The sequence below is a fragment of the Streptomyces rapamycinicus NRRL 5491 genome (assembly GCF_024298965.1).
GTDB classification, from domain to species: Bacteria; Actinomycetota; Actinomycetes; order Streptomycetales; family Streptomycetaceae; genus Streptomyces; species Streptomyces rapamycinicus.
In genome coordinates, this window is the sequence record NZ_CP085193.1 from 11,452,698 (window position 1) to 11,472,846 (window position 20,149).

At 72.2% G+C, this 20,149-nt stretch carries 16 protein-coding genes; 7 read left to right on the plus strand and 9 right to left on the minus strand.

Annotated features, from left to right (window positions below; translation table 11 throughout):
• Positions 1–17 precede the first annotated feature (17 nt).
• The 7 genes from LIV37_RS47075 to LIV37_RS47105 form a co-directional block, all read right to left on the minus strand.
• Complete coding sequence (locus LIV37_RS47075) at positions 18–215, minus strand: helix-turn-helix domain-containing protein (RefSeq protein ID WP_020874146.1); 198 nt, start codon at positions 213–215, stop codon at positions 18–20.
• Positions 212–880 (minus strand): hypothetical protein, encoded by a 669-nt coding sequence (locus LIV37_RS47080; RefSeq protein ID WP_185058112.1) that lies wholly within the window; start codon positions 878–880, stop codon positions 212–214. The genes LIV37_RS47075 and LIV37_RS47080 overlap by 4 nt, the downstream gene beginning before the upstream one ends.
• 137 nt (positions 881–1,017) lie before the next feature.
• Positions 1,018–1,812 carry an SDR family NAD(P)-dependent oxidoreductase gene (locus tag LIV37_RS47085; RefSeq protein WP_020874148.1) on the minus strand — a complete coding sequence of 265 codons (795 nt, stop codon included), beginning with the start codon at positions 1,810–1,812 and terminating at the stop codon, positions 1,018–1,020.
• Between the two features lie 94 nt (positions 1,813–1,906).
• A complete protein-coding gene (locus LIV37_RS47090) occupies positions 1,907–4,402 on the minus strand; it encodes a beta-glucosidase family protein (protein ID WP_020874149.1) in 2,496 nt (831 codons plus the stop codon).
• Positions 4,403–4,586: 184 nt separating this feature from the next.
• Positions 4,587–5,147: a GNAT family N-acetyltransferase gene (locus tag LIV37_RS47095; RefSeq protein ID WP_020874150.1), complete on the minus strand. Its 561-nt coding sequence runs from the start codon at positions 5,145–5,147 to the stop codon at positions 4,587–4,589.
• Between the two features lie 150 nt (positions 5,148–5,297).
• The gene (locus tag LIV37_RS47100; RefSeq protein ID WP_121826545.1) at positions 5,298–6,440 is read right to left on the minus strand and encodes an amidase domain-containing protein; all 1,143 of its coding nucleotides are present in this window, start codon (positions 6,438–6,440) and stop codon (positions 5,298–5,300) included.
• A 131-nt stretch (positions 6,441–6,571) separates the two neighbouring features.
• Entirely contained in the window at positions 6,572–7,795 is a 1,224-nt protein-coding gene (locus LIV37_RS47105) for a cytochrome P450 (protein WP_020874152.1), read from the minus strand.
• A gap of 174 nt (positions 7,796–7,969) precedes the next feature.
• Between LIV37_RS47105 and LIV37_RS47110 the strand changes: the two genes are divergently transcribed.
• Positions 7,970–8,578, plus strand: a complete 609-nt coding sequence (locus tag LIV37_RS47110; protein ID WP_020874153.1) for a TetR/AcrR family transcriptional regulator — start codon at positions 7,970–7,972, stop codon at positions 8,576–8,578.
• Positions 8,579–8,652: 74 nt separating this feature from the next.
• Here LIV37_RS47110 and LIV37_RS47115 read toward each other — a convergent pair whose 3' ends face one another.
• The gene (locus LIV37_RS47115) at positions 8,653–9,138 is read right to left on the minus strand and encodes a hypothetical protein (RefSeq protein ID WP_148717923.1); all 486 of its coding nucleotides are present in this window, start codon (positions 9,136–9,138) and stop codon (positions 8,653–8,655) included.
• Positions 9,139–9,378: 240 nt separating this feature from the next.
• Between LIV37_RS47115 and LIV37_RS47120 the strand changes: the two genes are divergently transcribed.
• Entirely contained in the window at positions 9,379–10,956 is a 1,578-nt protein-coding gene (locus LIV37_RS47120) for a helix-turn-helix domain-containing protein (RefSeq protein ID WP_020874155.1), read from the plus strand.
• Between the two features lie 179 nt (positions 10,957–11,135).
• On the opposite strand, the gene LIV37_RS47125 is transcribed toward LIV37_RS47120, so the two are convergent.
• Positions 11,136–12,101 carry a DMT family transporter gene (locus LIV37_RS47125; RefSeq protein WP_020874156.1) on the minus strand — a complete coding sequence of 322 codons (966 nt, stop codon included), beginning with the start codon at positions 12,099–12,101 and terminating at the stop codon, positions 11,136–11,138.
• Positions 12,102–12,321: 220 nt separating this feature from the next.
• Here LIV37_RS47125 and LIV37_RS47130 point away from each other — a divergent pair, with 220 nt between their 5' ends.
• The 5 genes from LIV37_RS47130 (at position 12,322) to LIV37_RS47150 (ending at position 20,109) form a co-directional block, all read left to right on the plus strand.
• On the plus strand, positions 12,322–13,341 hold the full coding sequence (locus LIV37_RS47130; RefSeq protein WP_020874157.1) for a glutathione S-transferase family protein: 1,020 nt from the start codon (positions 12,322–12,324) through the stop codon (positions 13,339–13,341).
• Between the two features lie 462 nt (positions 13,342–13,803).
• Positions 13,804–14,022, plus strand: coding sequence for a hypothetical protein (locus LIV37_RS47135; protein WP_020874158.1), 219 nt, complete (start codon positions 13,804–13,806; stop codon positions 14,020–14,022).
• 129 nt (positions 14,023–14,151) lie between these two features.
• Positions 14,152–14,958, plus strand: coding sequence for an HlyD family efflux transporter periplasmic adaptor subunit (locus LIV37_RS47140; protein ID WP_020874159.1), 807 nt, complete (start codon positions 14,152–14,154; stop codon positions 14,956–14,958).
• Complete coding sequence (locus LIV37_RS47145) at positions 14,955–17,237, plus strand: NHLP family bacteriocin export ABC transporter peptidase/permease/ATPase subunit (RefSeq protein WP_373920789.1); 2,283 nt, start codon at positions 14,955–14,957, stop codon at positions 17,235–17,237. The genes LIV37_RS47140 and LIV37_RS47145 overlap by 4 nt, the downstream gene beginning before the upstream one ends.
• Before the next feature lies 1 nt (position 17,238).
• Positions 17,239–20,109, plus strand: a complete 2,871-nt coding sequence (locus tag LIV37_RS47150; protein WP_020874161.1) for an NHLP bacteriocin export ABC transporter permease/ATPase subunit — start codon at positions 17,239–17,241, stop codon at positions 20,107–20,109.
• Positions 20,110–20,149 lie beyond the last annotated feature (40 nt).

A 20,149-nucleotide genomic window follows, 5' to 3' on the forward strand; every position in this document is an offset into this window, starting at 1 on the left:
ACCATGGGTCCCGCAGGTCACGTACGCCGTTGTGTGGCCCGCTCGGCCGCGAACACATCCTCCAGCCGATAGAGGAACGCCTTGCCCTGACGCCCCGCGGGCCGCAGATGCTTCAGCTGCACCCACTTGCGGATGGTGGCCGGGGCGACGCCCACCTCCGCGGCGGCCACGGCGGCGGTCAGCAACGGATACTCGGGCGCCTGTGTGGTCCTCATCGGCTCACCGCCACGGCGGTGGAGCCTCCGTCCAGGGCGGCGGTGATCTCCTCCAGGGTGAGCGCGCCGCCGGCCGCCAGCTCCGCCCACTCGTCCTCCGGCCAGGAGTGCCGATGTGCCCGGTCCGCATGGCAGCCGCACCCGGGGTGCGGACAGCGGCAGGCGGGGTTGATGCACAGCACCGCCCGGCGCAGCGGAAAGGCCCGCAGCGACACCGAGGCGCACAGCGGGCACCGGCCGCGCAGCCGGACCACGGGTTCGGCGTCCCCGAGCGTGCCCGAGCAGCGCCGCGCCATTGCGCTGACCTCCTCCAGCAGATGGCGCATCAGCGGCGGGTCGGCCTCGACCCGTTCCAGCAGCCCCGCGAGGCGGGCCAGCCTGACCTCGACCGTTCCCCTGTCCGTGGGCGGCAGCCCGAGCCGGTCGTGCACCGCCTCCTCCAGTTCCACGACGCCGTCGGTGATGTCGCGTACGGTGTCGGAGACCCGTAGGCGCAACGGCTCCGAGGGCCCGTGGCGGTCGGCGCCTCCCCGCTGCCGGCCGAGGCCGGAACGGTGCGGGGAGGGCGTCAACTCCGCCTGGAGCTCGGGGAATTGCCGTCTCAGAACGGTGATCCAGTGGCTCGCTCTGACGCGGTCAGGATGCGCGAGTGCGTCATTGCTCAACAGAACCCCCCAGGTTGTCTGCTTCTTCGCTCCCTAGGAACCCCGGTCCACGCGGAACGGTTCCCACCGGAAGGGCGCGCGGAAGCGGGGATCAGGGGGGCGCCGAAACGGGCATCGGGAAGGCGCCGGGGCGGGTGTCAGGGGAGGATCGAGTCGACGTAGCCGCCGTCCACGCGCACGGCTCCGCCGGTGGTGGCCGAGGCGAATGAAGAGCTGAGGTAGACCGCCATGTTGGCGATCTCCTCGGGCTCGATCAGCCGCTGGAGCAGCGACTGCGGCCGGTGCTTGGCCATGAACTCCCGCTGCGCCTCGTCCCAGGGCAGCTCCGGGTCCACCAGTTCGTACACGAAGTCCTCGACCCCGCCGGTGTGGGTCGGCCCGGCGATCAGCGAGTTGACCGTGACCCCGGTACCGGCGGCGTCCTTGGCGAAGCCGCGGGTGACGGCGAGCAGTGCGGTCTTCGACATCCCGTAGTGGATCATCTCGGCGGGGATGACGACGGCGGAGTCACTGGCGACGTTCATGATCCGGCCCCAGGAACGGTCCTTCATCCCGGGCAGGAAGCTCCGGATCATCCGGACGGCGGCCAGGACGTTCACCTCGAAATAGCGCCGCCACTCATCGTCGCTGATCTCCAGCGGCGGAGTGGCCCCGAAGATGCCGAGGTTGTTGACCAGGACATCGGTGTCCGGCACCGCTTCGATGACCTGGCGGGCGCCGTCATCGGTGGTGATGTCGCCGGGGGCGGGGATGAACGAGCCGCCCTCGGTGTCCTCCTCCAGCTTCTGGATGGCGGCCTCGACGGACTCCTGACGGCGCCCGTTGACGGCGACACGGGCACCCGCCCGCGCCAGCCCGGCGGCGATGGCGAAACCGATGCCCTGGGTGGAGCCGGTGACCAGGGCGGTCCTACCGGAAAGGTCGATCTGCACGGCGCTCCTTCGTCGATGCCTTATTGCTTGCGTGCGCCTTTAGTTGCACACGCGCCATACTAGCGTAGCCCGATGCGCCGACGGCCGTGGCAGCTCAGGAACCATGGCGGACCTCGATATGCCCCCGCAGCCTCGGATCGCGCGAGGAGGAGCCAACTTCCACGGTCCGGCGTCCGGTGCCCAGTACCCATCCATGGCGCTCGGAGTCCCATGCGGACAGCGCCCGGGCGGCCACCCGCACCGTCACCTTCCGCGCCTGGCCGGGCCGCAGATGGATCCGCCGGAATCCCGCCAGGGACCGCCCGGCCTGGTCGAGCGGCAGATCGGGCGAGGGCCCCACATACACCTGGGCCACCTCCGCCCCGGCCCGCCGCCCGGTGTTGCGCACGGTGAAGACCGCCTCCAGGCCGCTTCCACGCCGCCGCAGCCGCAGCCCCGCATAGGCGAAGGTGGTGTACGACAGGCCGTGGCCGAAGGGGAAGAGGGGCCGCACCCCCTCGGCGTCGTACCAGCGATAGCCGGTCCGGACGCCTTCGGAGTACTCCTCACGGCCGTTCACCCCGGGGTAGCGCCGGGGGTCCCCGGCCATCGGATGGCGGTCGTCGGAGACGGGGAAGGACTGGGTGAGCCTGCCACCGGGGTTGGCGTCGCCGAAGAGCAGGGCGGTGGTGGCGGCGGCGCCCTCCTGACCGGGGTAGTACATCTGGAGGACGGCGCCGGTGCGCTCCAGCCAGGGCATCGAGGTGCACGAGGAGGTGTTGAGGACGACGGTCGTGCGCGGGTTGGCCTCGGCGACGGCGGCGATCAGCGCGTTCTGGTGGCCGGGGAGGGCGACGGTGGTGCGGTCCCTGCCCTCGGTGGCGTCCTCGTAGCCGAAGAGCACCACACTGTGCGCGGCGCGGGCGGCGCGGACGGCCTCGGCCACATCGGCGGCGCGCGTGGCGGAGGTGGTGCGGCGCAGCCGGAAGGTCAGCCCCTCCCCGCCGCCCTTGGCGGCGACCTTCAGCCGGTGCCTTCCCGCCGTCAGCTCGACGGCCGTCCGGCGCACGGCGAGGCCGTCCGGGGTGGCGCTGACGAAGCCACCGGTGAAGTACTCGCCCAAGCCGGCCCGGAACGGGAACAGCTCCTCGCCGTCCAGCAGCACCTTCGGGCGGCCGGTGGGCGGACCGCTGAAGTGCAGCACGAACGTCCACTCATCGGCCTCGGCCACGGTGAGGGTGCCGTCATACGTCCAGCTCTTCCCCGCCGCCACCTTCCGCTTCTCCAGCCCGGCGGCCGGGGAGAGCGCGGCGGCGGGGATCTTCTTGCCGAACACGTCCTCGCCCCGGGCGTAGTCCACCCGGGCCCCCCTTCCGGCGCGCTCCCGGATCGCCTCCAGCGGGCTCGCGGCGTGGTCGGGGACCACATGGGCGCTGCCGCCGCCACTGACGAAGGGGATGGAGCCGGTGGGCCCGATCACGGCGATCGACCGGGCGGCGGGCCCGGTCAGCGGCAGTGTGCCGCGCTCGTTGCGCAGCAGGACGCCGCCGGCCGTGGCGACCTTCAGTGCGGTGCGCGCCCCGGCCCCGGGGTCCCGGCCGGGCCGGGGCGGGGCGCCGCCGTCCAGCAGGCCGAAGCGGTCCATGACGGTCAGGACGCGGCCGGCCGCGCGGTCCACCTCGGCCTCCGGTACGGTCCCGTCGGCCACCGCCTTCCGCAGCGCGCCGCCGAAGTACTCGCCGTCCGGCATCTCCATGTCGAGCCCGGCGCCGAGGGCCGCCGCGGTGCTGTGGGCGGCGTGCCAGTCGGTCATCACCCAGCCGTCGAAGCCCCAGTCCTCGCGCAGCACCCCGGTCAGCAGCGGCCCGCTCTCACCGGCGAAGGCCCCGTTGACCTTGTTGTAGGCGCTCATGACCGCCCCCGCGCCCGCCCGTACGGCCGCCTCGAAGCCGGGCAGCTCCAACTCCCGCATGGTCCGCTCGTCGACGATGACATCGATCGACTCCCGCTCGTGCTCCTGGTTGTTCATGGCGAAGTGCTTGACGGTGGCGATCAGGCCCTCGTCCTGGATCCCGCGCACCTCCTCGGCCACCAGCTCGGAGGTGAGCAGGGGGTCCTCGCCGAAGGTCTCGAAGTTGCGCCCGGCGTATGGAGTGCGGATGAGATTGACCATGGGGGAGAGCAGCACGTCCTGGCCCAGCGCACGGCCCTCGCGCCCGATGGTGCGCCCGTACTCCCGCGCCAGACCCGGATCGAAGGCGGAGGCGAGCAGCACCGGCGCGGGCAGCGCGGTGGCATGCCGGGTGACCCGTACGCCGGCGGGCCCGTCCGCGAGCCGGAGTGGGGGAATGCCGAGCCGGGGGACACCGGGGGTGTACCCGGCCTGCCCGAGGCCGTGGGGATCCTTCGCGCCGTGCAGCAGCGAAAGCTTCTCCTCGATGGTCATCCGGCCGATGAGGGAGTCCACCCGGGAGCCGGGCCCGGGGGCGGGCCCGGTGGCGGCTCCGGGGCCGGAAGCGGCCGCGGGCCATCCACTGCCACCAGTGGCGGCGACGGCCATCGTCCCGCCCAGGAGGGACAGGGCGGAACGGCGTGACAGGGCGCCCGGCATGGCGTCACTCCATCTCTCGCGGCTCGAAGACGTGTGTGTACGCAGGCGTGCTGACGTGGCTCCGGTGTCCGTCGGGTGAACACCGTGCGGACATCACATCACGGGGTCGGCCGCTCGTCGGGGTGCGCCGGGTTTCGGGATCGAGGTGTCGCCGGTCAGAGCCTGTGTCGTATCCCCGGCCGGATCAGCGTGCGGCGATCCGCGCGGCCACGCAGAGGTCCTCGTCGCGGTAGCCGAGGCGGGTGTAGAGCCGTTCGGCGGGGGCGTTGTCGGCGAGCTGCCACAGGGTGCAGAAGCCGTACCGGCGTACCGCGTACCGGGTGAGAAAGGAGGCCAGCGCCGCGCCGAGCCCCTGGCCGCGCAGCCGGGCGTCGGTCGCCACGGACGCCATCAGCGGGGCGCCGCTGTCCCGCAGGCTGCTCAGGGCACCGCAGGCCACCAGCCGCCCGTTCTCGTCCCGGATCCCGGCCCACAGGCTGATACCGGCGGAGCCGGGGCCGGTGGAATGGCCCGGGCTGTGCTCCCGCAGAAAGGCCAGCAACTCCTCGTGGTGGTGTTCACCGAGCTCGACCACCCGCTCCTCACCCGGATGGGCGGGCGGCTCGTCCGGCGTCCAGCGGCAGCTGAGCCGGTCGGCCGACCGTCGGCGCGCCGCGCCGAAGCGCAGCAGAGCGGAGCCCGGGCGGTTCTCCAGGCCCTGGGTGAACAGATCCGCGGTGCGGGGAGGGAACGTCGTGGACTGCATCACTCTCGGGGGAAGGAGCTCACAGGGGAGAGGGGGATGGGGGCGGCGGTCCACTCTGACACACAGCCCCTGGGCGGGCGCAAACGCGGTGGACCCCGCCCGGGGGCGGGGTCCACTGTCACGGGGAGACACGGGTGCGCGCCGGGCGCCTCAGGTGCGGTAGGCGTAGTAGAGCGAGTTCGGGTACGAGGCGATGATGCTCGCCACGGACTTCCGGTAGGTGTTCACCGAGTGGTACGTCATGTACGGCACCCCGCTGGAGCTCCGGTAGGTGACGATCATGGTGTGGTCCTTGGACCCGTCCTTGTCGAAGTCCATCTGCATGACGTCACCGACGCCCATGTAGTAGACGTTCGCCAGGTTGGTGGCCCGCTTGGCGTCCAGGGTGAACCAGGACCACTCGTTGGCGCCCACCCAGGACGTCGACTGGTACGAGGTGTCGTACCACCAGCTGCGGTAGTCCTCGGCGTCGCCGGACTTGTTGGCCCAGCCGCCCGCCTTCAGGGACTGGCTCACGAAGTTGGTGCAGTCCCCGCCGGCCTCGTTGAACTTCCGGTAGGCGGGGTTGTAGTTCTGCCAGTACTTCTCCGCGTACGAGGCCATCGCCGCGTAGTTGTGGCTTCCGGCGGGCTTCGTCTGCGGCTGGGACGGCTTGGAGATGGCGGCGGGCGTCGCCTCGGGCAGCGCCGTCGTCCGGGCCGTCGCCACCCGCGCGGTGGCGGGCTCGTTGACCGCCAGCGGGCCGTCGTCGGTCGAGGTGAGGCCGGTCAGCTGCCACTTACCGTCCGCCGTGGCGGCGAAGCTCAGCCGGTGGTGCGCCTGGAAGCCGGTGGTCGCGGGCTCGTCGCCGCGTATCTTCTTGTAGGTCAGCGTCGTGGTCTCGGTGGCCCGGACCGTGGCCTGCCCGGCCTCGACCCGTATCCGGTCCACCGCCACCCGGGTGTCGGCGGAGGTGTACGCCTCGCCCAGGGCGGCGAGCCGCGCCTTGCGGGTGTGCAGCGTGGACAGCGCGGTGTCCTCGGTCCGGGTCTGCCGGGCCGACAGGCGGACGTTCTTCTCGGCGAGCGGGGCCGCGCGCCGCACCGACTGCTTGTTGTTGTCCAGCAGAGCCGCCGTGCGCTGGGTCAGCACCGCGTCGGCCAGCCGTCCGAAGGACCGCGCGGTCGCGGTGTCCACGGTGCCGGCCGCCGCCGGGCTCTCCGCCGCGCTCGCGGCGGAGGCGGGCGGGACCACGGCGGACAGGGCCGCCGTCAGCACGGCCCCCACGGCGGATCTGAAGGTCGTTGACTTCACGTGTATTTCCCCTCCACACCCCCGGACCGGACGGGCCGGGGTCACCGAATCATCACATGAACTCCGCGTCCGTGGAGCTCATGTGATGATTTCGGCCGTGCGGGGGCCGGGCCCGGTCCGGCCCGGCGCCGTCACCAGGTGACGGGCAGTTCGTGCGCTCCGTAGATGACCATGTCGCTGCGCATCCGGACCTCCTCCGGGGGCACGGCGAGCCGCAGCCCCGGGAACCGGCGGAGCAGTCCGCGGTAGCCCGACACCAGCTCGATCCTGGCCAGATGCTGTCCCAGACACTGATGGATGCCGTAGCCGAAGGCGAGGTGGCTGCTGCGGGGACGCCCGACGTCGAGCGTGTCCGGGTCGTCCACCAGCGCCGGGTCCCGGTTCGCCGCCGGGACCGAGACGGCCACGGACTGGCCCGCGGTGACGGTGACCCCGCCGACGACGACGTCCTCCAGCGCGATACGGACGGGGAAGGCGTTGACGATGCTCAGGTAGCGCAGCAGCTCCTCGACGGCCTGGGGCAGGAGCGACTCGTCGGCCCGCAGCCGCTCCAGCTGCTCGGGGTCGCGCAGCAGGGCGAAGGTGCCGAGGCTGAGCATATTGGTGGTGGTCTCGTGACCGGCGATCAGCAGCAGCCCCGCGATGCCGCCGATCTCCTCGTCGTCGAGCTCGTCGACGGCGGTCAGCAGGGAGATCAGATCGTCCCTCGGGTCCTTGCGCTTGGCCTCGACCAGGGTGCGCAGGAAGGTGTCGAGCTCGGTCTTCCCGGCGACGAACTCCGCGTCGGTGCGGTCCTGGCGGAGCAGCCGTGCGGCGACGGACTGGAAGAGCTCCCGCTCCTCGTACGGCACGCCGAGCATCTCGCAGATCACCAGCGAGGGGATGGGCAGGGCGAAGTGCCGCACCAGATCGGCCGGTTTGCCCGCCGCTTCCAGCGCGTCCAGCTGGTCGGCCACGATGTCCTCGATGCGGGCCTCCAGCTCCCGCATCCGACGCACCGTGAAGTACCGCGTGAGCTGCCCCCGGTAGTGGCCGTGCTCCGGCGCGTCCATGGCCAGGAACGACCCCGCCCCGCTGCTCCGGTCCCTGCGGATCGACTCGGGGACCGGCCGCATCGCGTCGTCGCCCCGCCAGCGCTCGGCGCTGAACCGGGCGTCCCGCAGCACCTCCCGCGCCTCGTGATAGCCGGTCACCAGCCAGCCGGTGCTGCCGCCCGCGAACCTCAGCGGGCTGATCGGCGGCCCGGTGAGCAGTGCGCGTGCCGGGTTGATGTAGTCGTCCCGCTCTTTCGGATACGAAGGGAGGTCATGGAGGTCTCGGAGGTCGTCATGGGTTGTGGGCATCGGAGCGTTCACGATGGCTCTCCTTCGTGATCCTCGAACTGTCCCGGGGCGAACGTCCCGGAGCCGTCGGCCGCGGCCTTCGATAGGGAACGCTACCGATAGGGTTCCCTACTGAACAGGGGGACAGATCGGCTACCGTACGGATCTGGCCAGGTTTCCGAACAGCTGGGGGAGAGGGGCACACCGATGCCGCCGCAGCGGTCAAAGACCGTGGAAGCGCTGATCGTCGGGGCGGAGCGGGCGTTCGCCGAACGCGGCTTCCACGGGGCGTCGATCGGCTACATCTGCCAGTGCGCGGGCAGGACCACCGGGGCCTTCTACTCCAACTACGACAGCAAACTGAAGCTCTTCCTCGACGTCTTCCGGCGGCACAGCGACCGCACCGCCGACTACATCGGGGAGCGGATCGACGAGATGGACACCGGGCGGGATCTGGCCCCCCAGCTCGCCCGGACCTTCGCCGAGATCTTCAACGGCGAGCACCTGGACGTCCGCTGGGTCTTCATCCACCTGGAGTTCCGGCTGATGGCGCTCCGGGACGGCGATGCCGCCGCCGCGCTGGTGGACCATGAGAAGCGGTTCAGCCGCCGGATCGGCGCCATGCTGGACGGGCTGTTCGACCGGGCGGGCCACCAGCCCGTCCTGCGGGGCACCGAAATGGCCTCGCTGCTCGGCGCGATGACGCGCGGCATCAAACTGGACCGGGGCGTCTACGCGGCGGGCGGTGTCGACGACCCGCTCTCCACCGACCAGGTGGCCATGGCGCTGGAAGGCCTGTTCCGCTCGGTGGTCTGAAGGCCGGTCCCGATCCGTTCGGCGTGGTGCTTCGGCAAGCGGCTGAACGCTGATGTGTCCTGAGGGCCCTGTGGTCAGCCCGCCCTGCGGAAGCTGTCGACGGGGCCGCCGAAGCCGCCCTCGGGGCCCTTCCAGTTGATCGCCAGGGCGTCGTCGCCCTTCATTCCGACCGTGCCCCGGCCCCGCCCTCCGTCGCTGCCGCCCTTGCACGACAGGGTCAGGGAGGGCTCGTCCTCGCCGCCCTTCTGGCCGGGCTCGAGCGTCCCGGTGCAGTCGAGCTTCGGGCCCTTCGCCGTGACCTTGCCGTCCGCGATGGTGAGGGTCGCCAGGTCGTCGTCGGACTTCGCCGCCACGATGGACTTCCAGGAGCCCGCCGAACGCTCCATGATCGTGCCCCGCGCCGAGGGGGCGGAGCTCGGCGACTGCTGGGCGGCCCGAGTGGCCTTGGTGGCTCCGCCGCTCGGCTTCGATTCCTTCTTCCCGTCGTCGCCGCCCCCGCAACCGCTGACGACAAGACCGACAATGACCGAAGTGACCGCCATGTGCACTGCCTTGCGCACGTGAATTCCTTTCCCCGTACAACTGAGCATGTCAACCTAACAGGCCCCACCACGGCCCCAGGCAGGGCCCTGGCCTGCGCGGACACTCCCTGATGGGACAGACCCGCCGCGCGAAACCGGCCTGATACGTACGGCACTGTCCGGGGTCCCGCGTACCGGTCAATAAAGTACGTCGGAGCGCGGATCGCCGATCGGTCCGCGCGGGATGACGCGGCGCGGGGGGTGAGGAGGAGTACGGCTGTGGAGGCACGGGCCCACACCGGGCGGCTGGACGAGCTGCTGCACGAGGTGCGGCGGCAGATGAGCCGAGGGGCCGGGGCGGACCCGCGGCCGGTACTCGACTGGCTGGCCCGGCAGATCGACGCCGATGTCGCGCTGGTCGGCGGCGCGGGCGCGGTCGAGACCTCCACCGCGCGCTTCCCGCGGCGGATCCTGCCCTCGCTCGAACCGACGCTGGCACGGCTGTCCGGTGGGCAGATGGCCGCGGCGGCCACCGAGAGCGGCGCCCTTCGGGTGCGTCTCGAGGCGCTCGGCGCGCACGCGCCACGCCCCGTGCTGGTGGTGGCGGGCACCTCGGCGCCCACCCGCGAAGCGGCGTCGCTGGTCTCGCACGCCGGGAGTCTCATCGCGCTCCTGGACCGCGCGCAGGACGCGGACACCACTTTCCGCGGCTATCAGTACAAGGCGCGGCAGCTGCGGTTCGCCGTCTTCAGCGCCCTGCTGGCGGGAGATCTCACCCTGGCCCGCCGGATGACCACCGGCGCCGTCCCCGCGCTGCTGGACGCCGCACGGCTGCGCGTCTATCTGCTGCACTGCCCGCCGGAGGACCGGGACCGGCTGGCGCAGACCTACCAGGACGGCTCGGGCTACCACGGCACCGGCCTGATGGTGCACTGTCCGGCCTTCAAGGAGCACCTCATCTGTCTCGTCGCGGACGGGGCCGCCGACGGAGCCGCCGAGGGGTCCGGCGACGAGACCGGTGGCCGGTCCGACGGCGATCCCGACACCGACCCCCATGACTCCGCCGACGGCCCCGGGACGTCACACGGCCAGGGCGCGGTGCTGCGCCGCCTGGTACGGGACAACCCGCTCTACGCGCTGGGCATCAGCAGCCCGTATCCGCTCGGCGCCACGGCCGAGGCGTACGGGCAGGCCCTGCACGCCCTGGCCGCGGCGCGCCATACGCCCGAGCGGATGGCCGCCTACCTCGGCCAGACCCCGCTGGTGCCCCTGCTGCCCCATGCGGAGGCGGGCAACTGGGCCCGCGCCCTGCTGCGGCCACTGGGGTCCACCCCGAGAGCCACCCTGGACATCACCCGGCTCGCCGTCACCTTCCCCCGGTCCGCGGTGGCCCGGCTGCTGGACATCAGCCGCAACACCGTGTCCCACCACCTCAGCCGGGTGGAGGCCACCCTCGGCCTGGACCTGGGGGAGGTACGTACCCGGGCCGCCCTCGACCTGGCCTTCGGCCTGACCGGAGGGCAGCCGGAGGGCGGCTTCGGGGCCCGGGGCGGGCGGCCGGTGCCCACCCTGGAGGAGCTGTTCCGCACCGAGCCCGCCCACGCTTGGGCGCGGGAGTTCCTCCGCCCGCTCCAGGACACCCGCGGCCGCGATCTGCACACCACCCTGCGCGCCTGGATCGACGCGAACACCGACGCCCAGCGGACCGCCCGCCATCTCGGTCTCAGCCGGAACACCGTCAGGGCGCATCTGCGAGCCGCCGAACACCGGCTCAGCCGGGACCTGCTCACCACCGGCTCCGGGATCCACGACCTGGTGCACGCCCTGCACATCACCGGGCTCCACCCGGCGGACTGACTGCGCACCGTGCACATGTCGCGGGCGGGCGATGCGCACCGTGCACCGTTGTCCGCCCGCGTGATCGGCTTTAGCGTCACTCCTGCCGCACCGCGCGGGAAACGAAGCCCCGCCTCCCAGCGTGGCGGGCGGTCCGCATCACCACGAGGGGAGTGATGCAGACCGGCGCCGTACGGTGCTCACAGCTCCGAGGGCTTCTTTCCCGCGGTGGGCGCGGTGCGCGCTCGGGGACGTGCCGGTACACGTCCCCGAGTGACGGCGAGCACCGCGCCCGACAGCAGCACCAGGGCGCCCAGCGCCTGGAGACCGCCGAAGGACTCGTCCAGGAAGGCCATGGCGCACACGGTGTTGACCACCGGGACCATGAACATCATCAAGGACGCGGACGCCGGACCCACCGTCCCCACTCCCCGGTAGTACAGGAGATTGGCCACGGCGGCCGGGCCGATGGCGAGGAACACCACGTTCAGCCAGAGGCCGGCCGGCAGTCCGTCCCAGTGCACCTCGCCGAGGTCGGGCGCGGCGAGCACCCCCAGCAGCACCGCCCCCGCACACGTCGCGTACGTCGTGGCGCGCAGCGGGTCGGTCCCGGCCAGCACCCGGGGCCCGATGAGCGTGTACGCGGCCCAGCACACCGCGCTGAGCAGATACAGCAGATCGCCCGAGAGCCGGGTGGTGCCGCCGTGCGCGCTGCCGCCCGCGCCGAAGAAGAACACCACCGCCCCGGCGAGCCCGAGGGCGAGCCCCGCCAGCCGCCCCCCGGAGGCCCGCTCACGGCCGGTGACCAGGAGGAAGGCGCTGGTCAGCACCGGGCTGAGGACGGGGATGACGATGCCCGCGTCGAGCGAGGGGGCCAGCGACAGCCCCCAGAAGAAGAAGCCGTTGTAGGCGAAGACCCCCAGGACGCCCGCGAGCGCCGCGCGCCGCCCGCCGCCCCGCGCGGAAGCCGGGGCGGCCGCCGGTTTGCCGAAGACCGCCACCGCCGCCAGCAGGGCGATCGCCCCGCCACCGAAGCGCAGCAGCGCCGCCACGGTGTGCGGCAGCTGGGCCACCACCGACTTGGAGCTGGAGAAGGCGCTGCCCCACAGCAGCATGGTGACCGTGAGCAGCAGGTACGGGCTCTTCCATCCCTTGTCTTCAGACATGCCCCGACCCTGCCCGTGGCCTCGCCTCCGGTCTTGAACGCTGGTGCGCCGCCCCGGCGCCACCCGTTCCGCATCGCCACCCTGTCCGTTCCGTGAGGAATACCCCTTCCCGAGATGTGGAACCGGGTAGGTGTCACCCGTGGCACCAGAGCCCGGCAGCCGATTCGTGACCCGGGCCGTCCACGACGGTTCCCGCTTCGGAAGGTGGTAGGTGGTCCCGTTGAACACCGCTGACCAGGAGACACCCCGCGAGCGCAAGGAGTTCCGCCGCTCGGCACCGCACTTCGCCGACCGGATCACCGCCGACGGCCGGGACGGCTGGCCGGTGGAGGCCGGCCGCTATCGGCTGGTGGTCAGCCGGGCCTGCCCCTGGGCGAGCCGCGCGCTGGTCTCACGGCGGCTGCTCGGCCTGGAGCCGGCCCTCTCGCTGGCCGTCACCGACCCCATCCAGGACGAGCGCAGCTGGCGCTTCACCCTGGATCCGGGGGACCGGGACCCGGTGCTGGGTATCGGGTTCCTCAGCGAGGCGTACGACGCCCGTGAGACGGGATACCCGGGCGGGGTGAGCGTGCCCGCGGTGGTGGACGTCCCCAGTGGACGGCTGGTCACCAACGACTACCACCGGATCACCCTGGACCTCGCCACCGAGTGGACCGCCCTCCATCGCGAGGGCGCGCCGGATCTGTACCCCGAGGAGCACCGCGACGAGATCGACGACGTGGCGGAGGGCATCTACCGCGATGTGAACAACGGTGTGTACCGCGCGGGCTTCGCCGAGCACCAGCACGGCTACGACGACGCGTACCGGCGGCTCTTCGCCCGCCTCGACGAGCTGTCCGAGCGGCTGGCCACGCGGCGCTATCTGGTCGGCGACACCATCACCGAGGCCGACATCCGGCTGTTCACCACGCTGGTCCGGTTCGACGCCGTGTACCACGGCCACTTCAAGTGCAACCGCAACAAGCTCAGCGAGGACCCGGTGCTGTGGGGGTATGTCCGTGATCTCTTCCAGACGCCGGGTTTCGGGGACACCGTCGACTTCGACCACATCAAGCGCCACTACTACCAGGTGCACACCAACATCAACCCCCGCCGCATCGTCCCGCTCGGTCCCGGCCTCTCCGGGTGGCTGACGCCACATCACCGGGAGGAGCTGGGCGGGCGCCCGTTCGGCGACGGCACCGCACCCGGGCCGGTTCCGGACGGCGAGGCGGTGCCGGAGGAGGGCCGGGTGGCTTGAAGTCGCACATGTCGCATTCCCGTGCCGTCCAGCGCCGCATGTCGCTTCGTTCGCCCGGTCTTCAAGTGATCGGCACACCTGTTACACACATCCCATGTGTGCGCCCCGGCCCGTGCGCCGCCTGAGCCCCGGTGGTGGCGGGCAGGTCCGACATGACGCGCGTCACCTCGCACAAGGGGCGCGCCCGGCGGTGAGCTCGGTGACCTTTCTGTGAGGGAACGGCGCCGAGGAGGTGCGCACTTGTGCCCGCCGTGTGATCGGAAAGTGGCGGAATGCCCGGTTCCGGACTTGGCTGATTCGCAGCGTGGCGAGCCCCGTGATTACATCCGTTTCCGCGCTAAGGCATCCACGGATCCCCGGTTCCCACCGGAACCCCGTGACCGTGCCGCGGGTGCCGATTCCCCTCGGCACCCATGCGCTGTTGCAAGCTCAAAGAGACAGTCACCCAAGGGAGACGCAACAATGAACAACGCGCCCAAGGTCGCCACCCAGGAGATCTCCGACGCCGAACTGGACAACGTGGCCGGCGGGATCGGCAACCCGGTGGGCGACGTCCTCGGCACCGTGGACTCCGTCACCGGCCCGGTGACCGGCGCCCTCGGCACCGTCACCGGCACGGTTGACGGCGTCACCGGCCTGAACACCACCGGCATCGTCGGTGGGGTCGTCGGCAGCCTCTGAGGCTGACACACCGCCTTCCCTGTGCCCCGGGCCTGCCTGGTCCGGGGCACTCGGCGGTCCACGGCGCCCTTTTCGATCACTCCCTTCGCGGTTTTCCATCACTCCCTTCGCGGTTGAGGAAAGACTCTCGTGCAGTTCCGCCAGCAGGCCCTCTCCAAAGCACAGTCGGCAGAGGACATCGACCTGCCGGTGCGCTACGCCCGTCCCCAGGGATGGCTGGCGCTGGCGGTCACGGTGGTGGTCATGGCCGGGGCCGCCGTATGGGCCGTCACGGGCACCGTGTCCAACACCCTCGACGCCACCGGGATCCTCACCCACGGCCAGGGCAGCTATGTGCTGCAGAGCCCGATCGCGGGCCAGGTGACCTCCGTCCTCGCACAGGAGGGCAGCACCCTCCCGGCGGGCGCGCCGCTGCTGAAGGTCCGCACCAGCCGTGGCACCACCGTCGTGCGCACCATCGCCGCCGGCCGCCTCACCACCCTCTCCGCCTCGATCGGCTCCGTGCTGAACACCGGCGCGAACGTGGCCTCCGTGGAGCGGGTCCGCCACTCCAACGACCCCCTGGTGGCGACCCTGTACGTCCCCGCGGACCGGGCGGCCTCGGTGCGGCTGGGCGCGTCGGTCGACCTCAGCGTGCAGTCCGCGCCCACGCAGACCTACGGTGTGCTCCGCGGTGAGGTGCGTGCCGTCGGCCGGACCGCCCAGTCCAGCCAGCAGATCGGCTCCTACCTCGGCAGTGAGCAACTGGGCGAGGAGTTCTCCAAGCACGGCCCGCCGGTCGCCGTCCAGATACGCCTCGACCGCGACTCCGGCACCCGTTCCGGCTACCGCTGGTCGTCCCCCGAAGGCCCGCCGTTCGCCCTCGGCTCCATGACCCTGACCGACGGCACCGTCCACCTGGACGCCCAGCACCCCATCGATTGGCTGCTCCCGTGACCGCGACGAACGAGGCCGGACCGCCCCGGCCCGCACCCGCCGGAAGCAGCGGGGCGCGCCGCCCCCAGCCGGCCCGCGGACGGCGGCGCGCCCCGCGTGGCGGAGCCGGGCCGAGGAAGCCCCGGCGCCGTACCGTACGCACCCCCACCGTGCTCCAGATGGAGGCACTGGAGTGCGGTGCGGCGTCGCTCGCCATGGTGCTCGGACACTACGGGCGCCATGTGCCGCTGGAGGAGCTGCGGATCGCCTGCGGAGTCTCCCGGGACGGCTCGCGCGCCAGCAATCTGCTCAAGGCCGCCCGGAGCTACGGTCTGCGGGCCAAGGGCATGCAGATGGAGCCCGATGCCCTCGTGGAGGTCCAGGCCCCGGCCATCCTGTTCTGGGAGTTCAACCACTACGTCGTCTACGACGGCATGGGGCGGCGGTTCGGCAAGCGCGGCGTCCACATCAACGACCCCGACAAGGGGCGCCGCTTCGTCCCCGTCGAGGAGTTCGACACCAGCTTCACCGGTGTGGTCCTGGTCCTCGAACCCGAGGATTCCTTCCGCCGCGGCGGGCGCCGCCCCGGGGTGCTGGGCGCCCTGCCCGCGCGCATGCGCGGCACCACCGGCACCTTGCTCGCGTCGCTGCTGGCCAGCCTGCTGCTGGTGGCGGTGGGGGCCGCGGTCCCGGCGCTCAGCCGCACCTTCATCGACACCTTCCTGATCGCCGGCCAGGACTCGACGCTTCAGCCGCTGTTCGCGTCCATGGCCGTGGCGGTGGTCCTCACCGCCGTACTGACCGGTGTCCAGCAGGCGAACCTGCTGCGCGGGCGCATCATCTCCTCCACCCTCAGCAGCGCGCGGTTCCTGCGCCATCTGCTGCGGCTGCCCGTCACCTTCTTCGCCCAGCGCAGCCCGGCCGACCTGGTCCAGCGGCTGCGCTCCAACGACACCGTCGCCGAGACGCTCGCCCGCGATCTGGCCGCCGCGGCCGTCGACGGGGTCGTCGTGGTGCTCTACGCCGTGCTGCTGTGGACCTACGACCCCCAACTCACCGGCGTCGGCGTCGGGTTGGCACTGCTCAACGTGGTGGCGATACGGGTGGTGGTGCGGCTGCGGGCCACCAGGACCCAGAAGCTGCGGGCCGACACCGCGCGGCTGACCACCACCTCGTACACCGGTCTCCAGCTCATCGAGACGGTGAAGGCCACCGGCGGCGAGGCGGGCTACTTCCGCCGCTGGGCCGGTCAGCACGCCATCACCCTGGAGGAGCAGCAGCGCCTCGGCGTGCCGAGCTCCGTACTGGCCGTGGTCGCCCCCACCCTCGCCACGCTCAACAGCGCCCTCATCCTCTGGATCGGCGGGCTGCGGGCCGTCGAGGGCCATATCTCCATCGGTCTGCTGGTGGCCTTCCAGGCGCTGGTGACCCGTTTCACCGCGCCCATCACCCGGCTCAACGGAGTGGCCGGGCGCATCCAGGACTTCTCCGCCGACGTGGCCCGGCTCAAGGACGTGGAGAACTTCCCGGTGGACTCCCTCTACACCCGCGACGAGCCGCGCGCGGACACCCGCCGGCTGACCGGGCAGGTGACCCTGGAGAACATCACCTTCGGCTACAACCCGCTGGACGAGCCGCTGCTGCGCGACTTCTCGCTGTCCGTCGGGCCCGGCCGTCAGGTGGCACTGGTCGGCGCCTCCGGCAGCGGCAAGTCCACCGTCTCCCGGCTCGTCTCCGGCCTCTACACCCCCTGGGAGGGGGTCATCCGCATCGACGGACAGCGCCTGGAGGACATCCCCCGCGGCGCCCTGGCCGCCTCCGTCTCCTTCGTGGACCAGGAGATCTTCCTCTTCGAGGGGACGGTGCGGGACAACGTGGCGCTGTGGGACCCGTCGATCCCGGACGAGGCGGTGGTGGAGGCCCTGCGGGACGCCGCGCTCCACGACGATGTGATCGCACGGCGCCCGGAGGGGATCCACTGCCGGGTGGAGCAGGACGGCCGCAACTTCTCCGGCGGCCAGCGGCAGCGGCTGGAGATCGCCCGTGCCCTGGTGCGCCGCCCCAGCGTGCTGGTGCTCGACGAGGTCACCAGCGCCCTGGACGCGCGGACCGAGCAGCTCGTCATGGACAACCTGCGCCGCCGCGGCTGTGCGTGTGTGGTGATCGCCCACCGGCTCAGCACCGTGCGGGACAGCGACGAGATCCTCGTCCTGAACCGCGGCACGGTCGTCGAACGCGGCCGGCATGAGGACCTCGCCGCCGCCGGAGGCCCGTACGCCGAGCTGATGAAGGAGCACTGACATGGCGTCCGTTCACCCGGCCGCGGCGGTGGCCGCGGACGGCGGCGACGCGGTGGTCCAGGCACTGGGCGCCCTCGGCGCGCCCGTCGACTGCGCCGGGCTGCGCAGCCTCCCGCTGGAGGGCCCGCAGGTGCTCTGGCTCGTCGTCGGCGGCGCCCTGGACCTGTTCGCGGTGGACGCCGCCGAGGAGGGGCAGTGGCACTTCCTCGGCCGCCTGGAGACGGGCGCGGCGCTCCCCGGCCCGGTCGAGGGGCCGCGCCACACCCTGCTGGGGAGGCCCTCGCAGGACTGCCTGGTGCGCCGCATCCCGCTGCGCGAGCTGTACCGCCCGGAGGCCTACGACGCCTACGGCACCGGCCAGTCCGGCGATCCGTACGCCACGTACGGCGGCGGATTCCAGGACACCCCGCCCACCCCGCTGGAGCACGCCGTGGCGCTCGGGGTGAGCCGCAGCCTCGGCGTCCTCTTCCAGGCCCCGCTGGACGGCGGGGCCGCGTCCGAGGCGGAGGCGGCCGACGAGGACCTGCTCTGGCTCCCGGTGCCGCCCGGCAGTGTGCGCTACGGCGCCGAGTACAGCGCCCAGGCCGCCGGTGACCTGCTGATCGACGGCGCGCTGTGGCAGCGGATGGTCAACCAGCAGTACCGCCTCGGCACCGCGGTGGACCGCTGGATCGAGACCATGGAGCGGGCCCACGCCGACCGTACGGCGGCCGGTATCCGGGCCGGTGAGGCCGTGCGCACCCGCGCCGACCAGGCGCTGATCGCCTCCATCGGAGGGCCCCGGCGGGACCGGCGGCCGTCGGAGGAGAGCACCGACGACGCCGTGCACGCGGTGTGCCGCGCCGTGGCGGAGGCCGCCGGGATCACCCTGCCCGACGCGCAGCGGGGCCGCGCCACCGACGACCGTACGGACCCGGTGGAGCGCGTCGCCGCCCACGCCCGGATCCGCACCCGCGCCGTCCGGCTGGAGGGCCGCTGGTGGCGGGAGGACGCCGGACCGCTGGTGGGCTACCGCGCCAAGTCCGGGGCCCCGGTGGCGCTGCTGTGGCGGCGCGGCCGGTACGAGGCGGTCAACCCCGCCTCCGGCCTGCGGATCCGGGTGGGCGGCGGCAACGCGGACGAGTTCGAGCCGCGGGGCGTGATGTTCTACCGTCCGCTGCCCGACCGGCCGATGACGGTGTGGCGGCTGATGCGCTTCAGCGTGCGCGGCGCGGCGGGGGACGTCCGCAACCTCCTGATCAGCGGGCTGGTGACGGTGGCGCTCGGCGCGCTGGTGCCGCTCGCCACCGGCCAGGTGCTGGGCGGCTTCGTGCCCCGCGCCGAGAAGAGCCCCATCGTCCAGATCTCCCTGGCCCTGATCGTCGCCGGCGTCGTGGCGGCCGCCTTCATGCTGCTGCAGAACCTGACCCTGCTGCGTCTCGAGGGGCGGCTGGAGTCCACCCTCCAGCCCGCGGTGTGGGACCGGCTGCTGCGGCTGCCCACCACCTTCTTCGCCCAGCGCTCCACCGGAGAGCTGGCCAGCGCGGCACTCGGCATCAGCACCATGCGCCGGGTGATGTCCGGGATCGCCCCGACGGTCCTCCAGGCCGGGACCGTGGGCGTGATGAACCTCGCCCTGCTGCTGTACTACAGCGCCTCCCTGGCGCTCGCGGTGATCGCCGTACTGCTGGTCGTCTCCGGGGTCTTCCTCGGCATGGGGCTGTGGCAGGTGCGCTGGCAGCGACGGCTGGTGGAGAGCGAGAACAAGCTCAACAACCAGGCGTTCCAGACCCTGCGCGGGCTGCCCAAGCTGCGGGTCGCCGCGGCCGAGAACTTCGCCTACGCGGCCTGGGCCCGTGGCTTCGCCCACTCCCGCGATCTGCACCAGCGCACCGGGCGCATCAAGAACCTCACCCAGGTGCTGGACTCCGTCTACCTCCCGCTGGTCTCCCTCGCCGTGTTCATGCTGCTGGCCGGTCCGGCGCGGGGGAGCATGTCGGCGGGCGCCTTCCTGACCTTCAACACCTCCGTGACCATGCTGCTCACCTCCCTCACGCAGCTCACCAACTCCCTGGTCTCGGTGGTCGCCGTGCTGCCCATGTTCGAGCAGGTCAAGCCGATCCTGGACGAGCCGCCCGAGGTGCGCGGCGGCAGCGCCCAGCCGGGGCGGCTCTCCGGCGACCTCCGGGCCCGAAACCTCACCTTCCGCTACGGCGACGACGGGCCGCTGGTGCTCGACGACGTCTCGCTGGAGATCCGGCCGGGCGAGTTCGTGGCCGTCGTCGGCCCGAGCGGCTGCGGCAAGTCGACCCTGCTGCGGCTGCTCATCGGCTTCGAACGGCCGGTGTCCGGCAGTGTGCTCTACGACGGCCAGGACCTCGCCGCCCTCGACCAGGCGGCCGTGCGCCGCCAGTGCGGGGTGGTCCTCCAGAACGCCCAGCCCCTGGGCGGTACGATCCTCGACTGCATCCGCGGCGCCGAGCCGTACACCCCCGAGGAGGCCATGGAGGCCGCCGAACTGGCGGGTCTGGCCGAGGACATCCGGCAGATGCCCATGGGGCTCCAGACCATGATCTCCGGCAGCGGCGCCATCTCCGGCGGCCAGCGGCAGCGGCTGATGATCGCCCAGGCCCTCATCCGCCGTCCGCGCGTCCTCTTCTTCGACGAGGCCACCAGCGCCCTGGACAACGAGACCCAGCGCATCGTCATCGACAGCACCCGCCGGCTCAACGCCAGCCGGCTGGTGATCGCCCACCGGCTGTCGACCGTCATGGACGCCGACCGCGTACTGGTCATGGAGGACGGCCGGATCGTGGAGCAGGGCGCCCCGGCCGAGCTGATGGCCATCCCGGGCGGCAAGCTGCACGAGCTGGTGCGGCGGCAGACGCTCTAGTGCGGCGCCCCCCGGCGAGTTCGCGCGACGCTCCGGCGAA